Source organism: Pseudomonas sp. QC2 (assembly GCF_002859085.1).
GTDB classification, from domain to species: domain Bacteria; phylum Pseudomonadota; class Gammaproteobacteria; order Pseudomonadales; family Pseudomonadaceae; genus Aquipseudomonas; species Aquipseudomonas petroselini.
Genome location: NZ_PKKS01000003.1, coordinates 260,085 through 283,539 on the forward strand (window position 1 = coordinate 260,085; position 23,455 = coordinate 283,539).

Sequence of the window (23,455 nt, forward strand, 5' to 3'; positions counted from 1 at the left end):
CGCCGGGCCTTGCTAAGGGAAGGGAGGTTACTGAACGGCGTCGATACGCTTGATGATGTCGGCGTAGGGTGCGCCGTACTTCGCCCGTACCGCTGCGGTGGCGTCATAGAAGGGTTTTTTGTCGACGGTGATGAACTCGACACCGGCCTTTTTGAGTTTTTCCTCACTGCTGGCGGACTTGGCGTCCCACAGCACGCGCTCGTCAGCTTGGGCGGCCTTGGCGGCTTTTTTCACCATGTCCTGTTGCGCGGGGGTGAGTTTGTTCCAGGTGATTTTCGACATCACGATGGGTTCCGGCAGGATCAAGTGCTCGGTGAGGGTGTAGTACTTGGCATTCTGGAAGTGGTTGTGTTCCAGCAGGGTCGGGGGGTTGTTTTCCGCACCGTCGATCACGCCGGTCTGCAGGGCGCTGAAGATCTCGCCGGTGTCCATGGCGATGCCGTTGGCACCCATCGCATTAAAGGCGTCGATGAACAGCGGGTTGCCTTGCACGCGGATCTTCATGCCCTTCAGGTCTTCGATCTTGCGCACCGGCTTCTTGGTGTAGAGGTTGCGCGTGCCGCCGTCCATCCAGGCCAGGGCGACCAGGCCGAATTCGGAGTTGGTGATCTTGGCGAGGATCTCGTCGCCGATCTCGCCGTCGATGACCTTGCGCATATGGGCCTGGTCACGGAACACGAACGGCAAGTTGAAGACGTTCACATCCGGGACCACCGGGCCGACGATACCGAGGCTGACGCGGGTCATCTGCACGGCTCCGACCTGGGCCTGCTCGACCACTTCTTTCTCGGAGCCCAGCACACCGCCAGGGAAGTATTTGAAGGTCAGTTCGCCGTTGCTTTCCTTGGTCAGGGCCTTGCCCATGTTTTCTTCGGCCACGACGGTGGGGTAGCCGGCGGGGTGGATGTCGGCGAATTTGATTTCCAGCGCGTGGGCGGCGCTGCTCAGGGCGAAGCATGCAGCGGCGAGCAAGGTGCGTTTGAAGTCCATGGGGTACGTCTCCAGTCTTGTTATTGTTGTATTCAAGGCACAGCGATGCAGCTAGAGGGTGAACGTGGGCTCGGGTAAACCGGTGATGCCAGGATTGAGGGCGAATACGCCGCCGGCCAGCGACTGCTCACTCTGGTCGTCACGGATCGAGGTGACGTACAGGGTGTCCAGGCGACTGCCGCCAAAGGCGCACATGGTGGGTTTTTTCACCGGTACGGTGAGGGAGCGGTCGAGACGCCCCTCGGGGGTGAAGCGGTGGATGAGCCCGGCGTCGTTGGCGCAGATCCAGTAGCAGCCATCGGCATCCACGGCGGCGCCGTCGGGTCGGCCGAGGTGCTTATGCATGTCCACGAACACGCGGCGATTGGACGGCGTGCCGGTCTCGATGTCGTAATCGAAGGCCCAGATCTGTTGCACCAGCGGGTGTGAATCCGAGGCGTACATCGTGCGGCCATCGGGGCTGAAGGCCAGGCCGTTGAGGGTGATGAAACCGTTCAACTGGGCATGGGGCAATGAACCCGATGCATAGCGATAGAGGATGCCTTCGGCTGCGTTCGCGCCCATGTTCAGCACCATGCTACCGGCCCAGAAACGGCCTTGGCGATCACAGCGGCCGTCGTTGAGGCGCATGTCCGGGCGTGGGTGTTTGACGCTCGCCAGAGACGTGGTGTCGAGGCTGCCGTCGTTGTGCGGTGTGAGTTGGAAGAAGCCGGTTTCCATCCCCGCGACCCAGTTGCCCGCGTCGGTGCGGGCGATACAGGCGAGCATCTGCGGGGCAGTCCAGGCGGCAACGTGGCCGGTGTCGGCGCTCCAGCGTTGCAGGCCACCGTTGGGAATATCCACCCAGTACAGGGCGTTTTCCTCCGGCACCCACACCGGGCATTCGCCCACGGCATTGCGGGCGTCGACAATCAATTCAGCGTTCATGGCAACTCATTCCCTTGGGTTGTTGTGCGCTCAGTCACCGAATGGCCCAGCGGCGCAGAACGCACCGCCCTGATAAACCTTGGCCGGGTCGTCGGCGGCGACCGGTGGCTGGGTTTCGACCTGTGAGCGGAAGACTTCGGAGCTGTCTTTGGGGGCATAGCCCAGGTGTGCGGCGTAGCGGTTGTCCCACCAGGTGTCGAGGTTATCCGACATGCCGTAGACCACGGTGTGGCCGACGTTTGGCGTGTACAGCGCGCGCTCGAGCAGTTGAGTGAGGTCGTCGAAGCTCAGCCAGGTGTGCATCATCCGACGGTTCTGCGGTTCCGGGAACGAGGAGCCGATGCGGATACTGACGGTCTCGATGCCATAGCGGTCGAAGTAGAAGCTCGCCATGTCTTCGCCGTAGGACTTGGACAGGCCGTAGTAGCTGTCCGGACGGCGAGGGGAGTGGGCGTCGATTTTCTCGCCTTGTTTATAGAAGCCGATGACATGGTTGGAGCTGGCGAAAATCACGCGCTTCACACCGTGGCGGCGGGCGGCCTCGTAGATATGGAAAATGCCGCTGATATTGGCGCCGAGGACTTCTTCGAACGAACGCTCAACCGAAACGCCGCCAAAGTGCAGGATCGCATCGACACCTTCCACCAACTGGTGCACGGCGTGTTTGTCGGCGAGGTCGCAGGTGTGCACTTCTTCGGACGCGTCCGCAGCCGGAGCCATGTTGGCGATGTCGGACAGGCGCAGCACGTGGGCGTAAGGACGCAGGCGTTCACGCAGGACTTTACCCAGGCCGCCGGCGGCGCCGGTGAGCAGTAGGCGGTTGAAGGGAGCAGGGGTGGTCGTGGTCATGGGGATTCCAAATTTTTGTTGTAGGTTGTCGTATGACTATGCCGAAGTATTGTGAGTGAGCCCCCAGGTTGTCAACGTTCTTCCTGTAGTGAGCGGGCTTGCCCCGCGCTGGGCTGCGAAGCAGCCCTAAAACCAGACGCCGAGAACGACCTGATAAAACGCATAGACCTATTGGGGCTGCTTCGCAGCCCAGCGCGGGGCAAGCCCGCTCACTACAAGTATTCCAGGGGCTAGAGCAACGAGATCGGATAGCTGATAAAGATCCGGTTCTCATCAAACTCGTTGTTGCTGAAATCCCGACGCATGGTCGAGTTGCGCCACTTCACGTTGAGGTTCTTCAGCGCACCGCTCTGCACCGTGTAGGCCAGTTCCGACTCACGGCCCCATTCCTTGCCATCGGTGATCGCGCCGGTGTGCACATTGCTGCCGCTGATATAGCGGTTCATCAGGGTCAGCCCCGGCACGCCGAGCACCACGAAGTTGAAGTCGTGACGCAACTGCCAGGATTTTTCCTTGGCGTTGTCGTAGCTGGCGTTGTAGCTGTCGTTGGCCAGGGTACCGCCGCTGGTGCCGTTGATGCGCATCCAGGCGCTGTCGCCGGTGAGTTTCTGCAAGCCCACGTAGAAGGTGTGACCGTTGTATTTGGCCGAAAGCAGGGCGAAGGCGGTCTTGTTATCGAGGTCGCCGGCCAGGGCGCTGCCGTCTTCCTTGCCGTTGAAGAAACCGAGATTGGCGCCCAGGGTCCAGTCACCCACCGGTTGGCTGTGGGTGAGGTTGAAGTATTGCTGCTGGTAGATATCGGTCAATTCGGCGTACCACAGGCCGACCTGGGTGCGCTTGTCGTTGAAGGTGTATTCGCCGCCGCCGAAGTTGAAGCGGTCGGAGGTAAACGCGGCCCTGCCGTTCATGAACATGTCTTCCATGCTCGCGTCGTTGCGCGGGCTGTTGCCGCGAAACTGGCCGCCATAGAGCGTCAGGCCGGCGATCTCGTTGGAGGTGACCTGGCCGCCACGAAAGGTCTGGGGCAGTGAGCGGCCATCGTCGGAGCGCAGGATCGGCAGTACCGGCATCCATTCGCCGACCTTCAATTCGGTCTTCGACAGTTTTGTCTTCAGCGCCACGCCCAGGCGCCCGAAGTTATCGGCAGGGCGGCCGTCGTCGTGGATCGGCAGCAGTTGCGTACCGCCAGTGCCTTTGCCGCCATCCAGCTTTTGCGAATACAGGCCCAGCACATCAATCCCGAAACCTACGGTGCCCTGGGTGAAGCCGGACTTCGCATCGAGAATGAAGCTCTGCGTCCACTCTTCGGCCTTGCCCTGGGGGTTGGTCGGGTTGGTGAAGTTGCGGTTGAAGTAGGCGTTGCGCAGGTTGAGCGTGGACTTGGCGTCGTCGATAAAACCTTCGGCGTGGACGCTGGGGGGGAGGGTGAACGCCAGGCTGCCGAGCGCGATGAGGCCGATACACGAGGACGAATTGCGGGCGAATTGACTCACGGTGGAGCTCCCTTTCGTTTGTTGTTTTTATTATTTGTTATACGTCGTCGTACAACATCGAGCGGGATATTTGCGGGCTTTTCAGGGCTTGTCAACTGGAAGTTATAGGATGACTGGCTCGACGTTGGCCAAAAGTGGGCTGGGTCAATGTGGTCGGGGGGAATCAGCCGGCCAGAACCATGGGCGGCAACGTACCCAGCAGGGAAACGGCCGCCACCGCTGAAACACCTAGTAACCATTCCAACATCACGCTGGACTTCAAACTGCCCAGTCGCTCGTCACAACGCTCCAGGCGCAAACGATTCAGCAACGCCAGCGCCAGCATGCCCAGCACCAACATCACCTTGATCAGCAAGATCAACGCAAACCCATCGAACAGCGGTGTGGGCCACAGCTGCCCGGTGAGCACGCGCACATTGATCAGCCCGGTCATCAGCAAGCCCGTCACCAGCCCATAACCCACACCGCTGAAGCGCCGCAGGATCGGTTCCAGCGCGAAGCGTTGCGGCTGCCGGAGGATCAGCACCAGCACCAACAACCCGCCAAGCCAGGCGCCGACGCAGACCAAATGCACCACCTGGTTGAGGATCAGTAATTGCCCGCTCAGGCCATCGAGCATCGCGCCATGGCCGACGGGAGCGAGGGTTGCCAGCAGCAGCGCGATTAAGGGCAGGCGCAGCGCCGCCCTGGGCCTGATCAGCACCATCACCAGCAACAGGTTGAGCAACAAATGCCAGGCCCAGACCTGGCCAAAAAACGTCTTGCCCAACACCAATTGCACGGTGGCCGGTTGCAGCGCCGCGTCCCAACTGCCGGCCATGCTGGCGGTGATCAGTATCAACCACGCCACGCCAGAGATCAGCCCGAGCCAGGCCAAGGCGCGCGTGATGCGCAGCAACTGCCGGTCCAGCGCCGGCTGCGGTTCAGCGCCCAGCAGCCAGGGCCTGAATACGCAGGCCCCGAACATCAGCAACACGACGATGAAATGCAGGAAACGGCACAGCACCAGCAGCGTCGCCATGGGTTATTGGCCGACCTTGAAGCTGTATTCGCCGTTGCTCTTATGGGTGTCGACCGACACCGCGTTCCACACCACTTTGTAGTTCCCGGCGGCAAGAGGGGCGGCCGGCGTGACCACCAGGGTTTTCTTGTCGGCGTCCGGGGTTTCCAGGCCCTTGATGGCGACTTCGGTACCGTCCTTGCTCAGGGACACCTTGGTGAACGTGGCTTCGACGCCCTCGCTGAAGGTCAGGCGCAGGTCGGCAGGGGCGGCGACGGTGCTGTCGGCGGCAGGGGTAGCGCTTTTCAAGTGGGCATGGGCAAATGCGGCCGAGGCGCCCAGCAGGGAGGCGAGCAGGGCGACGGCAGTCAGGGCTTTCTTGATCAACATTGGGCAATACCAATCAATGGATAGGAGCCGGGAGTGTACGAAGTTTCGACTTCGCTTGTCGCCCCGATCTAGAGCGGATGGTAGTCTTTGGGGCATGTCGTCGTCAGGGAGCCCTTATGGGCAATCACAAGATCGGAATTCGTCGGGTCAACGTCGAGAAAATCCTTTTGGCGGCGGAGAAAATCTTCGCCGAAAAGGGCTATGGCAGCACCGCCATGGCCGATATCGCGCAAGAAGTGCAACTGCCGCGCTCCAACCTGCATTACTACTTCACCACCAAGAGCGAGCTGTACAGCGCCGTGCTGTTCGACCTGCTGGAAGTGTGGAAACAGGACGCCCTGAGCTTCGAAACCTTCGATGACCCACGGGTGGTGCTCAGCAGTTATATCCGCGCCAAAATGCAGCGCTCGCGTACGCGGCCCTATGGCTCGAAAGTCTGGGCCAACGAAATCATCCATGGCGCGCCGACGCTCGGCGAGGCGCTGGATGAAAGCCTGTACGACTGGGCCAAGATGAAGGAAGCGAAAATTCGCCAGTGGGTGGAAGACAAACGCATCCTCCCGGTGGAGCCGTCGAGCCTGCTGTACATGATCTGGGCCTCGACGCAGCACTACGCCGACTTTGATCATCAGGTGAAGATCCTGAATGATCACCAGCCGTTGTCGGACATGCAGTTCGAGAGGGCAATACAGACGGTGACGGGTGTGATTTTGCGCGGGATTGGGTTGGAGCCTTGATCTTTGTTGGGGCTGAGGGCCTCATCGGGGGCAAGCCCCCGCCCACACCTGACTGCATTTCACCTGAAAGAATGCGGTCGAATGTGGGAGGGGGCTTGCCCCCGATGGCGGTCTAAAGGCCTACACAGCCTCCCGGTAAGGATTCCTCGGATCCTGCGTCCAATTCAAGAACGGCTTGCCCGTGTCGATGGGCACCATCTCGATACAGTCCGCCACTGGACAGGTGATCTGGCACAGGTTGCAGCCCACACACTCATCATCAATCACTTCGTATTGATGCGTGCCATCCGCCTGCTTCAAGCTCGCGATCGCCTGGTGCGACGTATCCTCGCAGGCGATATGGCAACGCCCACAACCAATGCAGGCTTCCTGATTGATCTTCGCAATCACCTGATAGTTGATATCCAGGTACTTCCAATCCGTCGTATTGCCCACCGCACGACCGGAAAATTCCTGCAGGCTGGTGTAACCCTGACTGTCCATCCACCGCGACAGCCCGTCCTTCATCTCGTCCACGATCCGAAACCCATGCAGCATCGCCGCCGTGCACACCTGCACCGCGCCGCAGCCCAGGGCGACGAATTCAGCCGCGTCGCGCCAGTTGCCGATACCGCCGATGCCGCAGATCGGCAGGCCTTGTGTTTGCGGGTCACGGGCGATTTCGGCGACCATGTTCAGCGCAATCGGCTTCACCGCTGAACCGCAGTACCCGCCGTGGGTGCTCTGAGTGCCGACCATCGGCAGGGCGACCATGCGTTCCAGGTCCACGCTGGTGATGGAGTTGATGGTGTTGATCAGCGACACCGCGTCGGCCCCCCCGCGATACGCCGCCCGGGCCGCGACGCGGATGTCGGTGATGTTCGGCGTGAGTTTGACGATTACCGGCAGCGAGCAATACGTCTTGCACCAGCGCGTCACCTGTTCCACATACTCCGGCACCTGGCCCACCGCCGCGCCCATGCCACGTTCGGGCATGCCGTGGGGGCAACCGAAGTTCAGTTCGATACCGTCGCAACCGGTGGCTTCCACCCGCGGCAGGATGTTTTTCCAGGACTCCTCAACGCACGGCACCATCAGCGACACGATCAGCGCTCGATCCGGCCAGTCCTTTTTTACCTGGGTGATTTCCCGCAGGTTGATCTCCAGCGAGCGGTCGGTGATCAACTCGATATTGTTGATGCCCAGCACTTCGCGGTTGGCGCCATAGTGCGCCGAGTAGCGGGAGGACACGTTGACCGCCGCCGGGTCTTCACCCAGGGTTTTCCACACCACGCCGCCCCAGCCAGCTTCAAACGCGCGAACCACATTGTAGGCTTTGTCGGTGGGCGGCGCGGAGGCCAGCCAGAACGGGTTGGGGGCCTTGATGCCGGCGAATACAATCGAGAGATCGGCCATTATGCAGCCTCCACATTCAGCATGAGTTGGGCGTGCATGGCTTCGGCGGCCAGCTTGCCATGTTGCACGGCCTGCACGGTGAGGTCCTGGCCAAGGCTGACGCAGTCGCCACCGGCGTAAACCCCGGGAATACTGGTGCGCAGCTGCTCGTCGACGAAGATCCGCTCGCCCACGCGGTGCAGCTGTTGTGCCAGCGGATCGTGCAGTGCCTCGCTGTCAAAACCCTGGCCGATGGCCTTGAAGATCGCATCGGCAGCCAGTTCGAAGGTTTCGCCGGTGGGTTGCAGGCGGCCGTTGTCCAGGCGCGTGCGGGCGAAACGCATGCCGCGCACATGGCCCTGGTCGTCCAGCAGCACTTCTTCGGGTTGGGCCCACGTCAGCAGGCGCACTTGGTTGGCCTTGGCGATGTCCTGTTCATGGTGGGTCGCGCCCATGTCGGCCAGGCCTCGACGGTAGACGAGGTTGACGTCGCGGGCGCCGAGGCGGGCCATTTGCACAGCCATGTCGATAGCGGTGTTGCCGGCACCGAGCACGATGCAGCGGTCGGCCAGGGGCAGTTGTGTGAGGTCATCGGCCTGGCGCAGTTCGCGGATGTAGTCGGTGGCGGCGAGCAGGCCGGGGGCGTCCTCGTGGGGCAGGCCCAGCTGTTTGCTCGCGGCCAGGCCGAGCCCCAGGAATACCGAATCGAATTGCTGATGCAGTTCGCTGAGGGTGAGAGTGTCCCCCAGGCGCTGGCCGTGGCGGATCTCGATGCCGCCGATCTGCAGGAGGAAATCCAGCTCTTTCTGGGCGAAGTCGTCCACCAGTTTGTACTTGGCGATTCCGTATTCATTCAGGCCACCGGCTTTCTCGCGGGCTTCGAAGATCACCACGTCATGGCCGTGCAGGGCGGCGCGATGGGCGCAGGCCAAACCGGCAGGCCCGGCGCCGACCACGGCGATGCGCTTGCCGGTGGGGGCTGCGCGCTGGAAGGGGTGTTCGCTGAAGTGCGCGTTGTCGACGGCATAGCGTTGCAGCAGGCCGATCAGCACCGGGGCGCATTCTTCGGCGTTATTGCGCACGCAGGCCTGCTGGCACAGGATCTCGGTGGGGCACACCCGCGCGCAGCTGCCGCCGAGTATGTTGGCCGAGAGGATTTTCTGCGCGGCACCTTGTACGTTGTCGGTGTGGATGTTGCGGATGAACGAGGGGATGTCGATCTCGCTGGGGCACGCGTTCACGCACGGCGCGTCGTAGCAGTACAGGCAGCGCGAGGCTTCCAATTGTGCCTGGCGTGCGTTGAGGGGCGGTGCCAAGTCGGTGAAATGGCTGGCGAGGGTGGCTCCATCCTCAACGGGATGGGGGAGGTGGGTCAGGGTCTGGATCACGGTGGTGGCCTCACGGTTATTGAGGTGCTGCCTCTGCTGGGCAGTGGTTTTTGTGTTGCCTGTACTGGCCTCATCGGGAGCAAGCCCCCTCCCACATTGGGTGGGAGGGGGCTTGCTCCCGATAGCGGTCTCAGCGGTTCACAGCCACTGGCTTGGAATGCGCCGCCCGCTTGCTCAACTGCTCAAACACCGCCGGGTACGCCGGCCGCTCCACATACCGCCCCGCACCGCGCTCGGCCCTCAGGTCGCCATCGGCCCAGACCAGCTTGCCCTGGCTGATGGTGTGGCTCGGCACACCGCGCACGGTCTTGCCTTCGAAGATATTGAAGTCGACCTGCTGGTGATGGGTCTTGGCGGAAATGGTCCGTGTACCCTCGGGGTCCCACAACACCAGGTCGGCATCCGCACCCACGCGGATCGCGCCTTTGCGCGGGTAGAGGTTGAAGATCTTCGCGGTGTTGGTGGAGGTCAGCGCGACGAACTCCTGCATCGACAGGCGCCCGGTGTTGACGCCTTCGTCCCACAGCAGCGCCATGCGGTCTTCGATGCCGGCGGTGCCGTTGGGGATCTTGCTGAAGTCGTCTCGGCCGGCGGCTTTTTGCTCGGCGCAGAAGCAGCAATGGTCGGTGGCGGTGGTGTGCAGGTTGCCGGATTGCAGGCCATGCCACAGCGCCTCCTGATGCCCGCGGGGGCGGAACGGCGGGCTCATCACGTAGCCGGCGGCGGTTTGCCAGTCGGGGTGTTGGTAGACGCTGTCGTCCAGCAACAGGTGGCCAGCGAGGACTTCGCCATACACCGGTTGGCCCTTGCTGCGCGCATAGGTGATCTCATCCAGCGCTTCTTTGGTCGACACGTGCACCAGGTACAGCGGCGTGCCGATAGTCTCGGCGATGCGGATCGCACGGCTGGCCGCTTCACCTTCGACCTGGGATGGGCGCGACAGCGGGTGCGCTTCCGGCCCGGTGATGCCCTGCGCCATCAGCTTGCGTTGCAGGTGGTACACCAGCTCGCCGTTCTCGGCGTGCACGGTGGGCACCGCGCCCAATTCCAGGCAACGCTCGAAGCTGGCGACCAGGGTGTCGTCCGCCGCCATGATCGCGTTTTTGTAGGCCATGAAATGCTTGAAGCTGTTGATGCCATGGTGGCTGACCAGCTCGGCCATTTCCTCGCGCACCTGCTCGCTCCACCAGGTAATCGCCACATGGAAGCCATAGTCGGACGCGGATTTTTCCGCCCAGCCGCGCCACTGGTGAAACGCGTCCATCAAGGATTGCTGCGGGTTGGGAATCACAAAGTCGATGATCGACGTAGTGCCCCCCGCCAGGCCTGCTGCCGTGCCACTGAAAAAGTCTTCACTGGCCACGGTGCCCATGAAGGGCAGTTGCATGTGGGTGTGGGGGTCGATGCCGCCGGGCATCAAATATTGACCGCTGCCATCGAGTGTCTCAGTGCCGGCGGGAACCTCCAGGTTCGTGCCAATGGCGCGAATTAGACCGCCTGCGCATAACACATCGGCGCGGTAACTTTCATCATGGGTAATAACGGTGGCGCCACGGATCAACAGCGACATGTCGAGTTCCTCACAGGCTTGACCGGCTTGTGCCAGTTCTAAGTGTTGTAATGCTGCTTACCGATGGTCGGTTAATTCCTGTCATCGGTGACAGGAATAGAAACTAGCCCGAGTTTTTCGATTGAGCAAGAAGATTTTTTATAAGCTTATACCGTGTTTAATTTGTTGATTTATAAGGTAAAAGTTAATAAATCACCAAAATGTGGCGGCCACTCACCATTTTGACGCACTTGACAGGTTCGTAAATTGAGCAACATTTCTTATTGCAAATCAGACGCTTGAGAGATGCCTCTTGACGAAGACAGTTAATAAAAATAATTGTGTTGCACCAGATTGAGTCCGGAGGGTTCGGGCAACTTACGCATTATTTAGCCTGAGTAACGTGGCAAGTACCGCGGGCTCAATCGGAAAGCTGATTAACATCAGCCAGTTATATAAGCGGTACGGGTTCGAGGGCCGTAGTCGGCACGGTTATTGAGTGCAGTGGCGGCTGGCCGGGTCCGTGATGTCATGTTGTTTATGAGGTACTCCGGCCATCCGGCGCAGCGCGTTGGATGAGCAACAATAATTCGAAAAAACCGTGGAGCGGCCATGCAACAGAACAGATCGCAAGTCATTGAACGCAACGGCCTGTACGAACTCGACGCCGGCCCCGACGTCCTCGACAGCCCGCGCTACAACCACGACATGGCACCGACCAAGGTGCATGAACGCACTTGGAACAAGTGGCACATCACCGCGCTGTGGGTCGGCATGTCGATCTGCGTGCCCACGTATACCTTGGGCGGGGTGCTCACCGCGTATTTCGGCTTGTCGGTGGGCGAGGCGCTGATGGCGATTTTGCTGGCCAACATCGTGGTGCTGATCCCGCTGACCCTCAACGCCTTCCCCGGCACCAAGTACGGCATACCGTTCCCGGTGTTGTTGCGCTCATCGTTCGGCATCCTCGGTTCCAACGTGCCGTGCCTGATCCGGGCGCTGGTGGCGTGCGGGTGGTTTGGTATCCAGACGATGTTTGGCGGGCTGGCGATTCATCTGTTCCTGGGCTCGATTTTCGACGGCTGGAAGTCCCTCGGCGGCACGGGTGAAGTGATTGGCTTCATGATTTTCTGGTGCCTGAATTTGTGGGTGGTGCTGCGCGGCGCCGAATCGATCAAGCGCCTTGAAACGTTGTCGGCGCCGTTGCTGGTGGCGGTGGGGATCGGCCTGTTGGTGTGGGCAATGCCTAACGTGTCGATCAGCGAATTGATGGCGATCCCGCCCAAGCGTCCCGAGGGCGCGAGCCTCACCGGTTACTTCATGGCCGGCCTCACCGCGATGGTGGGTTTCTGGGCCACCTTGTCGCTGAATATTCCCGACTTCAGCCGCTACGCAAAAAGCCAGAAGGACCAGATTCTCGGGCAGATTTTCGGCCTGCCGCTGACCATGTTCCTGTTCGCCGCCCTCGGCGTGATCATGACCGCCGCCTCGGTGAAATTGGTGGGCGTCAGCGTGTCCGATCCCGTCACCCTGATCGGGCATATCCAGAGCCCGGTGTGGGTGGCGGTGGCGATGGCGTTGATCATCGTCGCCACCCTGTCCACCAACACGGCGGCGAACATCGTGTCGCCGACCAACGACTTCCAGAACATCGCGCCCAAGCTGATCAACCGCACCACCGCCGTGATCCTGACCGGGTTGGTGGGGTTGGCGTTGATGGGCCATGAACTGCTGAAAAAGCTTGGCCTGATCGTTTCCGATGTGAGCCTGGAAACCGTGTATTCCAACTGGTTGCTCGGCTATTCAAGCCTGTTGGGGCCGATTGCCGGGATCATGGTGGTGGACTACTTCATCACCCGCAAACAACAACTGGACCTGGCCGGGCTGTACCGCGATGACGTGTACCCGGCGTGGAACTGGAGTGGCTTTATCGCGTTTGGCGTGCCGGTGGTGCTGACCTTGCTGTCATTGGGCAGCGATGCGTTCAGCTGGTTCTACAGCTATGGCTGGTTCACCGGTTCGGCGCTGGGCGGCTTGCTGTATTACGGCTTGAATGCCAAGCGTGGTATCAGCCCGGTCACTGCTAAGTCACCGCTGTAACGGAAGTGGAATGCAATCCAAATGTGGGAGGGGGTTCCACCTGTTCCACTTATAAAAAACCAGCCTGAGGAGATCCCCATGAACGCTGCCCTCGACGTTCTGCAATCGACCCATCAGCACATCAACCGCGACCGCTTGTGGCAATCCCTGATGGACCTGGCCAGACTCGGCGCCACCCCCAAGGGCGGCGTGTGTCGGCTGGCCCTGACCGACCTCGACCGCAAGGCCCGCGACCTGTTTGTGCAGTGGTGCGAGGACGCCGGTTGCACCGTCACCATCGACGGTATCGGCAACATCTTCGCGCGCCGCCCCGGCCGCAATCCTGACCTGCCACCGGTGATGACCGGCAGCCATATCGACACCCAGCCCACCGGTGGCAAGTTCGACGGTTGCTTCGGTGTGCTGGCGGGCGTGGAAGTGCTGCGTACCCTCAACGACCTCAAGATCGAAACCGAGGCGCCGCTGGAAGTGGTGGTGTGGACCAACGAGGAAGGCTCGCGTTTCCCGCCGTGCATGATGGGCTCCGGCGTGTTCGCCGAGAAATTCACCCTGGCCGATACCCTGGCCAAGGTCGATGTGGACGGCGTCAGCGTCGGCGATGCACTGAATGCGATTGGTTATGCGGGCACACGTCCCGTCAGCGGTCATAAAGTGGGGGCGTATTTCGAGGCGCATATCGAACAGGGACCCATTCTTGAGGACGAGCAGAAAACCATCGGCGTGGTGCTCGGCGCACTGGGGCAGAAGTGGTTTGACCTGAAACTGCGCGGCGTCGAAGCGCATGCGGGGCCGACGCCGATGCATTTGCGCAAGGACGCCCTGGTCGGCGCGGCGGCAGTGGTGGCGGCGGTGAATGCCGCAGCGCTGGGTCATCAACCCCATGCGTGTGGGACGGTGGGTTGCCTGCAGGCCTATCCCGGCTCGCGCAACGTGATCCCTGGCGAAGTGCGCATGACCCTGGATTTCCGTCACCTTGAGCCGGCGCGGCTGGACTCGATGATTGCCCAGGTGCGCAAGGTGATCGATGAAACCTGTGCCAAGCATGGCTTGAGTTTTGAGATGGAGCCCACGGCGGATTTCCCACCGCTGTATTTCGACAAAGGCTGCGTCGACGCCGTGCGCGATGCGGCGAACGGCCTGGGCCTGTCGAACATGGACATCGTCAGCGGGGCAGGGCACGACGCGATCTTCGTCGCAGAGCTGGGCCCGGCGGGGATGATCTTTGTGCCCTGTGAAGGCGGCATCAGCCATAACGAAATCGAGAATGCCGCACCGGATGATCTGGCTGCTGGGTGTGCGGTTCTATTACGCGCAATGGTGGCAGCTTCCGCCGCAATCGCCAGCGGCAAGTTAGCCGCCTGAAATACGGTAGAAAAAATGTGGGAGGGGGCTTGCCCCCGATAGCGGTGGGTCAGTCACCCTGTTATCGGGGGCAAGCCCCCTCCCACATTTGAACAGTGTGTGATGTTAGATCCAGATGGCATCCCACAATGGGTAGTCGCCGATCTTTTTAACCAGACCTGCTCTCAATGGATTGGCCACTACATACCTCGCCATCTTCACTAGATCATCCTCCTTGCGCAGTGCGCGGTCATGAAAGCTTTCCTGCCAGAGTCTTCCCTTGCGACCACTCACGCCATTAACGGACCGCGTGCTCTTGGATTTTACCTGTCGCATCAGATCTGCAAGAGAGCCTTTTTTCAGCTCAATAATCCAATGGAAATGGTCCGGCATGATCACCCACGCAATTGAGTTCGCGAGCCCTTGGTGTTGTGCCAGCCGAAATTGCCAGACCAGCAGCCGACCCAAGTGGAAGTTGCTGAAAATGGGAATGCGTTCGTGAGTGTTGGTAGTGATGAGGTAGATGCGGTTGGGTTCGCTGAAGCGTCCGATGCGCAGGCGGTGTGACGCGGGTAATTCTGCCATTCCCTGGCCCTCTCAAGATGCGTCTAGAGAGGCTAGATTGGAGGGCCGCAGGGTGAGGGGCGGACTTTTGGCAGGATGTGTCTGGAAGAGCGCCATCGGGAGCAAGCCCCCTCCCACCTTGGCTCTGCGGTGTTCACACATTATGTGTCCGGCACCGGACACGTGTGGGAGGGGGCTTGCCCCCGATGGCAGCCGTTCAGTTGATAGTGATGTGACTGACCCGCCGTGTCAGGCGCCAGGTTGCCACCCACCGCCCAGCGCAGTCACCAACCCCACGCTCGCCTGCAACTGCCGTGTCTGCACCGCCTGCAACGTCCTCTGCGCCTGCAACGCCGCCGTCTGCGCCGTCACCACGTCCAGGTAACTCACGGCCCCGGCCTGGTAGCTGTTCATCGCCAGCGATTGGGTGTGCTGCGCCGCATCCGCCGCCGCTTGTTCATCCTGCGCCTCAAGCTGCAAATCCCGCAGTTGCGCCAGGTTGTCTTCCACCTCGCGCACGGCCTTCAATACCTGGCTGCGGTAGTGCGCCGAGGCTTCTTCAAACTCGGCCTTGGCCTGGCGTTCATTGGCGCTCAAGCGCCCGCCATCGAAGATCGGCAGGTTCACCAGCGGCCCCAACGCCCAGTAGCGATTACCGGCGGACAGCAAGTTGCCAACGCCCTGGGTTTGCCCGCCAATCAGCCCGGTCAGGCTGAAATCCGGGTACCACGCCGCCTTGGCCACGCCGATATTGGCGTTGGCGGCGAACACCCGGCGCTCTGCCGCCGCGATGTCGGGGCGGCGTTGCAGCAGGTGGCTCGGCAATTGTGAGGGAATGCCCGGCAGCGCGATCAGTTGCTGGCTCGGCGGCAGGGTGAAGTCACTGGCCGCCACACCCACCAACTCGCCTATCGCATGCTCGGTCAGGTTGCGTTGCCCGCGCACTTCATCCCGTTGCGCCTTGGCCTCGGCGAGCTGGTTTTGCGCACGGGTCAGGTCCAACTCCGAAGCAATCTGGCCCTCATACCGACTGCGGGTCAGTTGCAGTGCCTGGCTGAAGTCATCCAGCGAACGGTCGAGAATCCGCGCCTGCGCGTCCAGCCCATTGAGCTGCACATACAAGGTTGCCAACTGATGCTGCAAGCTCAGGCGCGCCACCGCCAAATCGTCACCCGAGGCTTGCGCCTGGGCATCGCCGGCCGCGACTTGGTTACGGATTTTTCCCCACAGGTCCAGGTCGTAACTCAGCGAGAAGCCTGCCGTATTGCTGTTGTACACCGACGGCTGCGTGGTTCCCCGCAGCGGCCGCGAGTCCGATTGCCGCTGGCGCAGCGGCTGCGCGCTGGCGGTGATCTGCGGGAACAGCCCGGCATGCAGTTGGCTGGCATACGCCTGGGACGCATCGAAGTGCGCCAGCGCCGCCGCCAGGTCCGGGTTGGCCCGGAGCAGTTGCTGTTGCAGGCCATTCAGGCGCGCGTCGTGGTAGAGCGTCCACCATTCGGGGGCCATTTGGTCGGACGGTTGCGCGCTGTGCCAAGGGCCGTCGCTGGTCTGTTCGCGGTAATGCGCGGGCAGGTCAAGCGACGGCACCTTGTAGGCGGGCGCCATCGAGCAGCCCTGCAACGCCAGCAGCATCAATGCTGCGAGAGGTTTAAGCGTTGGGCGCATGCGCACCTCCCGAGGCATCGGCCAACTGCACCGGGTCGCCTTCGCGCAGGGCATCGGGCGGGTTGTCGACGATACGGTCGGCGGGTTTCAAACCTTGGTCGATGACCAGGCGTTCGCCCAGGTCGAGGCCTATGTGGATGTCTTGCAGGTGCACATGATTCTGCGCATCCAGCACCGCCACTTGGGTGCCTTGGGCACGGAAGATCAACGCGCTGGCCGGGATGCTCACGCCATGGGTGTCGGCTGGAATCGGCAAGGTGGCTTCGGCGTAGTCGCCGGGCAGCAACTCGCCATTGGGGTTGTCGGCGACGAACTGCGCGAGCAACGTGCCGGAGCGGCGGTCGATGGCGGTGGAGTCGCCGATCAGGCGCGCCTTGAAATGCTCGCCGGGATGCTCGGGCACGGTCAGTTCGGCTTCAAGCCCTGGGTGGATGACGGCCGCGTAGTTCTGCGGCACCGGCACATACAGGCGCAATTGATGCGTGTCGGCGATGTTGAACAGTTCCGGGTCGCTGTCGGTATCGGCCTTGATCAACTGGCCGATATCGGTGTTGCGCGCGGTGATGGTGCCGGCGAAGGGCGCACGGAGGGTCTTGTAGCTTTCCAGGGCCGACAAGCGCGCATAGTCGGCAGCGGCGGCTTCAGCATTGGCTTTGGCTGCCGCCGCGTTGGAGGTTTTTTCATCGGCTTCCTGGCGCGACACCGAATGACTGGCCAGCAGGTTTTGCCAGCGTGTCGCCGTGGTGGCGGCCAGGCGTGCATTCGCCTGCTCCTGGATCAAGCGCGCATGGGTCTGCGCCAACTGTTGGTCGAGGTCGGGGCTGTCGATTTCGGCAAGGATCTGCCCGGCCTTGACCTGACTGCCGATATCCACTTTCCAGTCCTTCAAATAGCCACTGACCCGGGCATGAATCGGTGCCTTGCTCCAGGCTTCAAGGTGCGCAGGCAGGCGCAGGGTATCGCCGGCGACGTTCTGCTTGGGCTGGAACACCATCACCTGCGGGATGGCGGCGGTTTCAGTCCAGGCCGTGACCGATTGTTCGTGCAGCGTGCGGGCATGCAGGCCGTTGGCGACCAACAGGGCGGCCAGGGTCAGGCCGCCGACACCCATGAGCATCAGACGCTTGCGCGAGGGTTTGTGATCAGACGACATGTGGGGTTTCTCCTGCAACTGCGCGAGTAGGCTGACGACCGTGGACCAGGCTGAAGACCACGGGAACAAACAACAAAGTGGCGAGGGTGGCGAAGATCAAGCCGCCGATGACGGCGCGCCCGAGCGGGGCGTTCTGCTCCTCGGAAATCGCCAGCGGCAGCATGCCGATGATCATCGCCAGGGCGGTCATGCACACCGGACGGAAGCGTGTGTAACCGGCCTCCATGGCGGCTTTCAACGCGTCGCCATGTTCGGCCAGGCGCTCACGGCAGAAGCTCACCACCAGGATCGAGTTGGCCGTGGCGACGCCCATGCACAAGATGGCGCCGGTGAGTGCCGGTACCGACAATGAGGTGCCGCTGAGGAACAGCATCCACACAATCCCGGCGAGCGCCGCCGGCAAGGCCGTGATGATCACAAACGGGTCGGACCACGACTGGAAATTGACCACGATCAGCAGGTAGATCAGCACCACGGCGCCGAGCAGGCCAAGGCTCAAGCCGCTGAAGGCTTCATGCAGTGCGTCGATCTGCCCATGCAGGCTGATTACCGCACCTTTGGGCCGCAGGGCGGCGGTGTCATCCAGCACTTTTTGCACATCACGGGCCACGCCGCCGAGGTCGCGGCCTTGCACGTTGGCGTACAGGTCCAGGGTCGGTTCGATGTTGTAGTGGGTCACCACCGCCGGGCTTTGCACGCGGGAGATGGTCGCCACGCCGCCGAGGATCTGCGACTGGCCGTCGGCGCCGGTCACCGGCAAGGCCTCCAGAGAGGGCAGGCTGTCGAGGCGGTATTGCGGGGTGGCGGCGACGATGGAATAGGACACGCCGTTGGCCGGGTTAAGCCAGAAGGTCGGTGCTACCTGGGAGCTGCCGGCGAGCGAGGCGACCATGCTGTTGGTCACGTCACGCTCGGTGATGCCCAGGCCATTGGCGCGCATGCGGTCGACGTTCACCTGCAGCGACGGATAGCCGGTGGACTGCTGGATGCGCAGGTCAGCGATGCCCGGTACGTGCTGCAACCGGCGCTCAAGCTCCACGGCGTAGGCGCGGTTTTCTTCATCGCTGCGCCCGGAGATTTTCACGTCCAGCGGGGCCGGGGCACCGAAGTTGAGGATCTGGCTGCTGATGTCCGCCGGCAGGAAGGCGAAGTGGCTGCCAGGGAAACTGTGCGGCAGCGCTTCACGCAGTTTTTTCACGTAGTCGGCGGTCGGTGCGTGGTCCTTCTTCAGGCTGACTTGGATGTCGCCATCCTGCGGGCCGATGGTGCCGCTGCTGCTGTAGGCCATGTCGATGCCGCTGAGCGGGATGCCGATGTTATCGACGATGGTGTCCAGCTCTTCGGCAGGGATGATTTCGCGGATCCGCGCTTCAATGCGGTCGAAGGCGGCGGCGCTTTCTTCTATGCGCGTGCCCAGCGGCAGGCGCACATGCAACGCCAGGGCACCTGCGTCGGTGGCCGGGAAGAAGTCCTGGCCCAGGCTCGGAAGGAGCAGGAATGACGCCAGCACGCAGGCCAGGAAACCGACGATAAAGCGCTTGCGATTGCCCAGGGCCAAGGTCAGTAGGCCGTGATAGGTGTCGCGGATGTTCGAGAAGTGACGCTCGAAACCCTGCTGGAAATTCAGCACCGATTGCAGCACGGCATTGCGCTGCTGGGTGTGCTGCTCGCCCTCGTGGTGGTTGATGAATTCGTCTTCCGGGTGATGCCCCGCACCTGGCTCCGGCGTGTGCGGCTTGAGCAGGAACATTGCCAGGGTCGGCACCAACGTACGCGAGAGGATGAACGAACTGGCCATGGCAAAGATCACCGCCAGCGCCATCGGCCGGAACAGATAACCGGCGATGCCTTGCAGCAAAAACATCGGCACGAACACGATGCAGATGCACAGCAGCGAGACGAACGCCGGGCCGACAATTTGCGCGGCACCGTCGAGGATTGCAGTCTTCACCGGCTTGCCTTGTTCCAGGTGCCAGTTGATGTTTTCGATGGTCACCGTGGCGTCGTCCACCAGGATCCCCACCGCCAACGCCAGCCCGCCGAGCGTCATCACGTTGAGGGTTTGCCCGCTGACCGCCAGCAGTGCGATGGCCGATAGCACGGCCAGCGGAATCGAGGCGGCAATAATGATCGTGGAGCGCCAGCTGCCGAGGAACAGCAGGATCATCGCACTCGTCAGCAGTGCGGCGATGATGCCTTCCTGGGCCACGCTGCCGACCGATTGTTTGACGAACACCGAGGCGTCGCCCAGCAGTGAGGTCTTCAGTGACGGTGGCAGGGTTTCGTTGATGCGCGGCAGCATCTGGCGGATGCCGTCGATGATCGACAGGGTCGAGATGCTGCCGTTTTTAAGCGCCGGCATCAGCACTGCACGGTGGCCGTCGACGCGCACGATGTTGGTCTGCGGCGGCGAGCCGTCACGCACGTGGGCGACCTGGCCGATGGTGATCAGCGCGCCGTCGACGGTCTTGATCGGCAGGTCGTTGAGTTCATCGATGGCCTTGGGGCTGTTATTCAGCAGGATCGTGTATTCGTTGGGGCCGAGCTTGGCGGTGCCCACCGGGATGATCTGGTTCTGCAGCGCCAGGGCGTTGCCCACGTCCTGGGCCGACAGGCCTTTGGCGGCGAGTGCCTGTGGGTCAAGGTCGAGGGTGATCTGGCGTTGCTTGCCGCCCATGGGCGTGGGCATGGCCAAGCCGGGCAGGGCGCTCAAGGGCAGGCGGATGTTGTTCTGCACAAGGTCGCGGATCCTGGCTTCCGACAGGCTGGGGCTGGAGAACGCCATCTGCAGGATCGGCACCGTGGAGGCGCTGTAGTTGAGGATCAGCGGCGGTGTGATACCCGGCGGCATCTGCTTGAGCACGGTTTGTGACACCGCCGTCACTTGGGCGTTGGCGGTGCGGATATCCACGCCGGGCTGGAAGAAGATCTTGACGATGCCCATGCCGGGCAGCGATTGCGATTCGATGTGTTCGATGTCGTTGACGGTGGTGCTCAGGGAGCGTTCGTAGGTGTAGATCACACGACCAGCCATGGCGTCCGGCGACAGGCCGTTGTACTGCCAGACCACGGCGACCACGGGGATGCCGATATCGGGGAAAACGTCAGTGGGCGTACGCAGGGCCGCCATCGGCCCGATGATGCAGATGAATATGGCCAACACGATAAACGTGTACGGCTTTTGCAGTGCGGTCTTTACCAGCCCGAGCATGCGTGAACCTCCGGAGGAGCAGGATTGCAAACCCCGGCAGTCTCACGCGACCCACCTAACACGCACCTTTCAGCCAGGTGAAGGAACATTTAGGTAAGGGCTGAAAATCGTTTCATAGGCATTCATTTGTTCTAGACAGGTCAGCCGCCCAAGCTTGTAACCCATCGGACACATTGTCCTGCTTTGGAGCCCTGCCATGTCACTCAAACCACTGTTACTAATTCCCGCCCTCGGTGCTGCGCTGTTGTTGTCGGCGTGCGCCGGGCCAATGCCCAAAGCCGATCCGAGTGAAGCCTGGATCGGCTTGAAGGAAGAAGCGCCGAACGACCTGATGGCTGAACGCGTGGACGGCAAGCGTGTGGATGACGGCCGCTTTTTTGAGGTCACACCGGGGGACCATCGCCTGGATGTGACGCTGTTCGAGGAGGAGGCGGGTGACGACAACCAGCAGGACTGCCAGGGACGCGTCGAATACAAGCATTTCAAGGCGGGTGAGCATTACACCCTGGTGGAGTCCAGCCTGGGCACCACCGTGCGCGCAGCCTTGATGGATGGTCACGGCAAGGAGGTCGCAGCGACTCAGGACTTCAATTGCATGCCTGGCTAGGCGTGGTGCACCGCCGCCTTATGAGGCTTGGCGGGCGCAGCGGGTTTTACGTGGGGGTGATGGTGCCGGCGGGTGATGCGCAACACCCCCCACAACATGGCGGCGGCTACCGACAGCCAACCGCAGATCAACAGGAAAATCGTCGTTGCAAGGCTCATTCGGGCCTCCTCTCGCCCCGTACGGGGCACACACAGTCTTCTCAATGGACAGTCTAGCTACCCGGCGGTTGCCTGCTATTGACCAATGGTCGTGTCCGTCCAACTTGTTTGCTCTATCCGCTTCCTTTACTAAGCCTGCGGGCTATACCCGCGTGGCCGGGCGTCCTATGATCAGGGCCCTCACCGGCAGTTGATCAAGAGAGTAGAAAATTGCGGTTACGGTCGAACCTTAAAACATCCTTTCTATTGGCCTGCGCCCTGGGGCTTGTGGCCTGTTCCGCAACCCCGTCGAAACTGGCGGGTCTGCCGGAGCGTGTCGAACTCAATGGCGTGCCGACGTTTCGCAGCGAGGCTTATCAGAGCGGTCCTACGGCGTTAGCCAGCATGCTGTCGCAACAAGGCATTGTCATGACACCGGGGTTGCTGGATAAGCCACTGCATCTACCGGGCGGCGAAGCGGACCTTGAGCGCAACATGCAGGTGTTGGCGCGCGAGTACGGGCTGATGGTGTACCCGCTGGATGCCAAGCTGACGGCGGTGCTGGCGCAAGTGGCGGCGGGGTATCCGGTGATGGCGCGGATCGGCGGCGGGCTGTGGTCCGACGCGCACTACGTGGTTGTGGTGGGGTTCAATCAACAGAAAAGCACGGTGTTGCTGCGTTCGGGCATGGACCGGCGGCTGTTGATGAGCTTCAGCGACTTTGAGTCGAAGTGGAAAAGCGCCGGGAGTTGGGCAATCCTCACCCAGCGGCCGAGCCAATTGCCGGCAAATGTGGACGCCCAGCGCTGGCGGGATGCGGCCAACGCCACGGCCCAGGCCGGGCAGGAGCGGGCGGCGGCGCAGGCGCTTAAAGTGCTGGCGGAACACCGATAAAAAATGTGGGAGGGGCAAGCCCGCTCCCAGATCGGTATTTCACATTGGATCGGGCGTTGTTGCTTAGCGACGCACCTCTGCCGCGTTCGGACGGTTCTTCAGGTTCTTGTCGGCCTTGTAGCGCAACGCCACATCCGGCACCGAGCCGCTCTTGCCGGTCTCTACCCAATTACGAATACGGCTGGCATCGGCAAAGTGGGTGAATTTGCCAAAGGCATCCAGGATTACCAGCGACACCGGGCGGTTGCCCATGCTCGTCACCAGCACCAGGCAATGACCGGCCTGGTTGGTGAAGCCGGTCTTGGTCAGCTTGATATCCCAGTTGGCGCGGTTGATCAGGTGGTCGGTGTTGGAGAAGCCCAAGGTGTAGTTGGGCTTGCGGAACGACACGGTCTTTTCCTTGGTGGTGCTCAGTTGGCTGAGCAACGGATAGTGTCGCGCGGCGGCCAGCAGTTTGCTCAGGTCGCGGGCGGTGGAGATGTTGTGGATGGACAAACCGGTGGGTTCGACATAGTGCGTGCTGGTCATGCCCAAGGCCTTGGCCTTGGCGTTCATCGCGGCGATGAACGCGGCGTAACCGCCCGGATAGTGGTGGGCCAGGCTTGCCGCGGCGCGGTTTTCCGAAGACATCAGGGCGATCAGCAGCATTTCCTTGCGGGGCATCTGGCTGCCGATTTTCACGCGGGAGAACACGCCTTTCATCTCTGGCGTATCGGTGATGTTGATGTCGATGTACTCGTCCATGTTCTGCTTGGCTTCCAGCACGATCAGGCCGGTCATCAATTTGCTCACCGAGGCGATGGGCACCACCACGTCAGGGTTGCTGGAATAGATCACCTTGTTGGTCTGCAGGTCGACCAGCATGGCGCTGCCGGACGCAATTTGCAGTTTGGAGGTGTCACGCGGCGCCTGGGTGGTTTCGGCGGCGTGCGCGAAGTTGCCTGTGAAAGCGAAAAACAGGCTGATGATAGAGAGACGAATTTTCACGCGGATGAACTCGCTAAAAAGTAAGGAAATACCGTTCAGGAACGGTTTTTTGATAAATGCCGTTACATTTTAGGAGTATGGACGAGAGACTGTCGA

General features: G+C 61.6%; 20 protein-coding genes. 5 read left to right on the forward strand and 15 right to left on the reverse strand.

What is annotated here, in order from left to right; all coding sequences use genetic code 11:
- Positions 1-27: 27 nt before the first annotated feature.
- The 6 genes from QCBJ_RS02700 to copC all read right to left on the reverse strand — a co-directional run bounded on the left by QCBJ_RS02700 (position 28) and on the right by copC (position 5,649).
- On the reverse strand, positions 28-990 hold the full coding sequence (locus QCBJ_RS02700) for a TRAP transporter substrate-binding protein (RefSeq protein WP_102060086.1): 963 nt from the start codon (positions 988-990) through the stop codon (positions 28-30).
- Positions 991-1,041: 51 nt separating this feature from the next.
- Positions 1,042-1,917 carry an SMP-30/gluconolactonase/LRE family protein gene (locus tag QCBJ_RS02705; protein ID WP_015884744.1) on the reverse strand — a complete coding sequence of 292 codons (876 nt, stop codon included), beginning with the start codon at positions 1,915-1,917 and terminating at the stop codon, positions 1,042-1,044.
- 30 nt (positions 1,918-1,947) lie between these two features.
- Positions 1,948-2,766, reverse strand: a complete 819-nt coding sequence (locus QCBJ_RS02710; protein ID WP_102060087.1) for an NAD(P)-dependent oxidoreductase — start codon at positions 2,764-2,766, stop codon at positions 1,948-1,950.
- 230 nt (positions 2,767-2,996) lie between these two features.
- Positions 2,997-4,259, reverse strand: coding sequence for an OprD family porin (locus QCBJ_RS02715; protein ID WP_102060088.1), 1,263 nt, complete (start codon positions 4,257-4,259; stop codon positions 2,997-2,999).
- Between the two features lie 163 nt (positions 4,260-4,422).
- On the reverse strand, positions 4,423-5,280 hold the full coding sequence (gene copD / locus QCBJ_RS02720) for a copper homeostasis membrane protein CopD (protein ID WP_046035775.1): 858 nt from the start codon (positions 5,278-5,280) through the stop codon (positions 4,423-4,425).
- A 3-nt stretch (positions 5,281-5,283) separates the two neighbouring features.
- Positions 5,284-5,649, reverse strand: a complete 366-nt coding sequence (copC, locus tag QCBJ_RS02725) for a copper homeostasis periplasmic binding protein CopC (RefSeq protein ID WP_015884740.1) — start codon at positions 5,647-5,649, stop codon at positions 5,284-5,286.
- Between the two features lie 116 nt (positions 5,650-5,765).
- On the opposite strand from copC, the gene QCBJ_RS02730 reads away from it, so the two are divergent.
- Entirely contained in the window at positions 5,766-6,386 is a 621-nt protein-coding gene (locus QCBJ_RS02730) for a TetR/AcrR family transcriptional regulator (protein ID WP_043205574.1), read from the forward strand.
- Positions 6,387-6,506: 120 nt separating this feature from the next.
- Here QCBJ_RS02730 and preA read toward each other — a convergent pair whose 3' ends face one another.
- The 3 genes from preA to hydA all read right to left on the reverse strand — a co-directional run bounded on the left by preA (position 6,507) and on the right by hydA (position 10,718).
- Positions 6,507-7,784 (reverse strand): NAD-dependent dihydropyrimidine dehydrogenase subunit PreA, encoded by a 1,278-nt coding sequence (preA, locus tag QCBJ_RS02735; RefSeq protein ID WP_177410642.1) that lies wholly within the window; start codon positions 7,782-7,784, stop codon positions 6,507-6,509.
- A complete protein-coding gene (locus QCBJ_RS02740; RefSeq protein WP_102060090.1) occupies positions 7,781-9,148 on the reverse strand; it encodes an NAD(P)-dependent oxidoreductase in 1,368 nt (455 codons plus the stop codon). Before QCBJ_RS02740 ends, preA begins: the two co-directional genes overlap by 4 nt.
- A gap of 130 nt (positions 9,149-9,278) precedes the next feature.
- Complete coding sequence (gene hydA, locus QCBJ_RS02745) at positions 9,279-10,718, reverse strand: dihydropyrimidinase (RefSeq protein WP_102060091.1); 1,440 nt, start codon at positions 10,716-10,718, stop codon at positions 9,279-9,281.
- Between the two features lie 591 nt (positions 10,719-11,309).
- Here hydA and QCBJ_RS02750 point away from each other — a divergent pair.
- Both QCBJ_RS02750 and QCBJ_RS02755 read left to right on the forward strand, forming a co-directional pair.
- Positions 11,310-12,797, forward strand: a complete 1,488-nt coding sequence (locus QCBJ_RS02750; protein WP_046035772.1) for an NCS1 family nucleobase:cation symporter-1 — start codon at positions 11,310-11,312, stop codon at positions 12,795-12,797.
- A gap of 78 nt (positions 12,798-12,875) precedes the next feature.
- Positions 12,876-14,159, forward strand: coding sequence for a Zn-dependent hydrolase (locus QCBJ_RS02755; RefSeq protein ID WP_015884734.1), 1,284 nt, complete (start codon positions 12,876-12,878; stop codon positions 14,157-14,159).
- A gap of 105 nt (positions 14,160-14,264) precedes the next feature.
- Here the strand turns inward: QCBJ_RS02755 and QCBJ_RS02760 are convergent, their stop codons facing one another.
- The 4 genes from QCBJ_RS02760 to QCBJ_RS02775 form a co-directional block, all read right to left on the reverse strand.
- Positions 14,265-14,723 (reverse strand): transposase, encoded by a 459-nt coding sequence (locus QCBJ_RS02760; protein WP_015884733.1) that lies wholly within the window; start codon positions 14,721-14,723, stop codon positions 14,265-14,267.
- A gap of 228 nt (positions 14,724-14,951) precedes the next feature.
- On the reverse strand, positions 14,952-16,370 hold the full coding sequence (locus QCBJ_RS02765) for an efflux transporter outer membrane subunit (RefSeq protein ID WP_102060092.1): 1,419 nt from the start codon (positions 16,368-16,370) through the stop codon (positions 14,952-14,954).
- Positions 16,354-17,523 carry an efflux RND transporter periplasmic adaptor subunit gene (locus tag QCBJ_RS02770; protein ID WP_102060093.1) on the reverse strand — a complete coding sequence of 390 codons (1,170 nt, stop codon included), beginning with the start codon at positions 17,521-17,523 and terminating at the stop codon, positions 16,354-16,356. The genes QCBJ_RS02765 and QCBJ_RS02770 overlap by 17 nt, the downstream gene beginning before the upstream one ends.
- Positions 17,513-20,734 (reverse strand): efflux RND transporter permease subunit, encoded by a 3,222-nt coding sequence (locus QCBJ_RS02775; RefSeq protein ID WP_015884730.1) that lies wholly within the window; start codon positions 20,732-20,734, stop codon positions 17,513-17,515. The genes QCBJ_RS02770 and QCBJ_RS02775 overlap by 11 nt, the downstream gene beginning before the upstream one ends.
- Positions 20,735-20,930: 196 nt before the next feature.
- On the opposite strand from QCBJ_RS02775, the gene QCBJ_RS02780 reads away from it, so the two are divergent.
- The gene (locus tag QCBJ_RS02780) at positions 20,931-21,341 is read left to right on the forward strand and encodes a hypothetical protein (protein ID WP_046035570.1); all 411 of its coding nucleotides are present in this window, start codon (positions 20,931-20,933) and stop codon (positions 21,339-21,341) included.
- Here the strand turns inward: QCBJ_RS02780 and QCBJ_RS30150 are convergent.
- Entirely contained in the window at positions 21,338-21,499 is a 162-nt protein-coding gene (locus QCBJ_RS30150) for a hypothetical protein (RefSeq protein WP_163825860.1), read from the reverse strand. The two genes, QCBJ_RS02780 and QCBJ_RS30150, sit on opposite strands and share 4 nt — an antisense overlap.
- Positions 21,500-21,709: 210 nt before the next feature.
- On the opposite strand from QCBJ_RS30150, the gene QCBJ_RS02785 reads away from it, so the two are divergent.
- Positions 21,710-22,372, forward strand: coding sequence for a C39 family peptidase (locus tag QCBJ_RS02785; protein WP_015884727.1), 663 nt, complete (start codon positions 21,710-21,712; stop codon positions 22,370-22,372).
- Between the two features lie 63 nt (positions 22,373-22,435).
- Here QCBJ_RS02785 and pbpG read toward each other — a convergent pair whose 3' ends face one another.
- Positions 22,436-23,359 carry a D-alanyl-D-alanine endopeptidase gene (pbpG, locus tag QCBJ_RS02790; protein WP_102060094.1) on the reverse strand — a complete coding sequence of 308 codons (924 nt, stop codon included), beginning with the start codon at positions 23,357-23,359 and terminating at the stop codon, positions 22,436-22,438.
- Positions 23,360-23,455 lie beyond the last annotated feature (96 nt).

What these genes read in the sequence shown, in the direction of transcription:
- QCBJ_RS02710 (WP_102060087.1), bottom strand. Translation starts at nt 2,766, where the DNA reads ATGACCACGACCACCCCTGCTCCCTTCAACCGCCTACTGCTCACCGGC.
- QCBJ_RS02760 (WP_015884733.1), bottom strand. Translation starts at nt 14,723, where the DNA reads ATGGCAGAATTACCCGCGTCACACCGCCTGCGCATCGGACGCTTCAGC.
- QCBJ_RS02755 (WP_015884734.1), top strand. Translation starts at nt 12,876, where the DNA reads ATGAACGCTGCCCTCGACGTTCTGCAATCGACCCATCAGCACATCAAC.
- QCBJ_RS30150 (WP_163825860.1), bottom strand. Translation starts at nt 21,499, where the DNA reads ATGAGCCTTGCAACGACGATTTTCCTGTTGATCTGCGGTTGGCTGTCG.
- QCBJ_RS02775 (WP_015884730.1), bottom strand. Translation starts at nt 20,734, where the DNA reads ATGCTCGGGCTGGTAAAGACCGCACTGCAAAAGCCGTACACGTTTATC.
- QCBJ_RS02700 (WP_102060086.1), bottom strand. Translation starts at nt 990, where the DNA reads ATGGACTTCAAACGCACCTTGCTCGCCGCTGCATGCTTCGCCCTGAGC.
- QCBJ_RS02780 (WP_046035570.1), top strand. Translation starts at nt 20,931, where the DNA reads ATGTCACTCAAACCACTGTTACTAATTCCCGCCCTCGGTGCTGCGCTG.
- QCBJ_RS02705 (WP_015884744.1), bottom strand. Translation starts at nt 1,917, where the DNA reads ATGAACGCTGAATTGATTGTCGACGCCCGCAATGCCGTGGGCGAATGC.
- QCBJ_RS02750 (WP_046035772.1), top strand. Translation starts at nt 11,310, where the DNA reads ATGCAACAGAACAGATCGCAAGTCATTGAACGCAACGGCCTGTACGAA.
- copC (WP_015884740.1), bottom strand. Translation starts at nt 5,649, where the DNA reads ATGTTGATCAAGAAAGCCCTGACTGCCGTCGCCCTGCTCGCCTCCCTG.
- copD (WP_046035775.1), bottom strand. Translation starts at nt 5,280, where the DNA reads ATGGCGACGCTGCTGGTGCTGTGCCGTTTCCTGCATTTCATCGTCGTG.
- QCBJ_RS02730 (WP_043205574.1), top strand. Translation starts at nt 5,766, where the DNA reads ATGGGCAATCACAAGATCGGAATTCGTCGGGTCAACGTCGAGAAAATC.
- QCBJ_RS02770 (WP_102060093.1), bottom strand. Translation starts at nt 17,523, where the DNA reads ATGTCGTCTGATCACAAACCCTCGCGCAAGCGTCTGATGCTCATGGGT.
- hydA (WP_102060091.1), bottom strand. Translation starts at nt 10,718, where the DNA reads ATGTCGCTGTTGATCCGTGGCGCCACCGTTATTACCCATGATGAAAGT.
- QCBJ_RS02765 (WP_102060092.1), bottom strand. Translation starts at nt 16,370, where the DNA reads ATGCGCCCAACGCTTAAACCTCTCGCAGCATTGATGCTGCTGGCGTTG.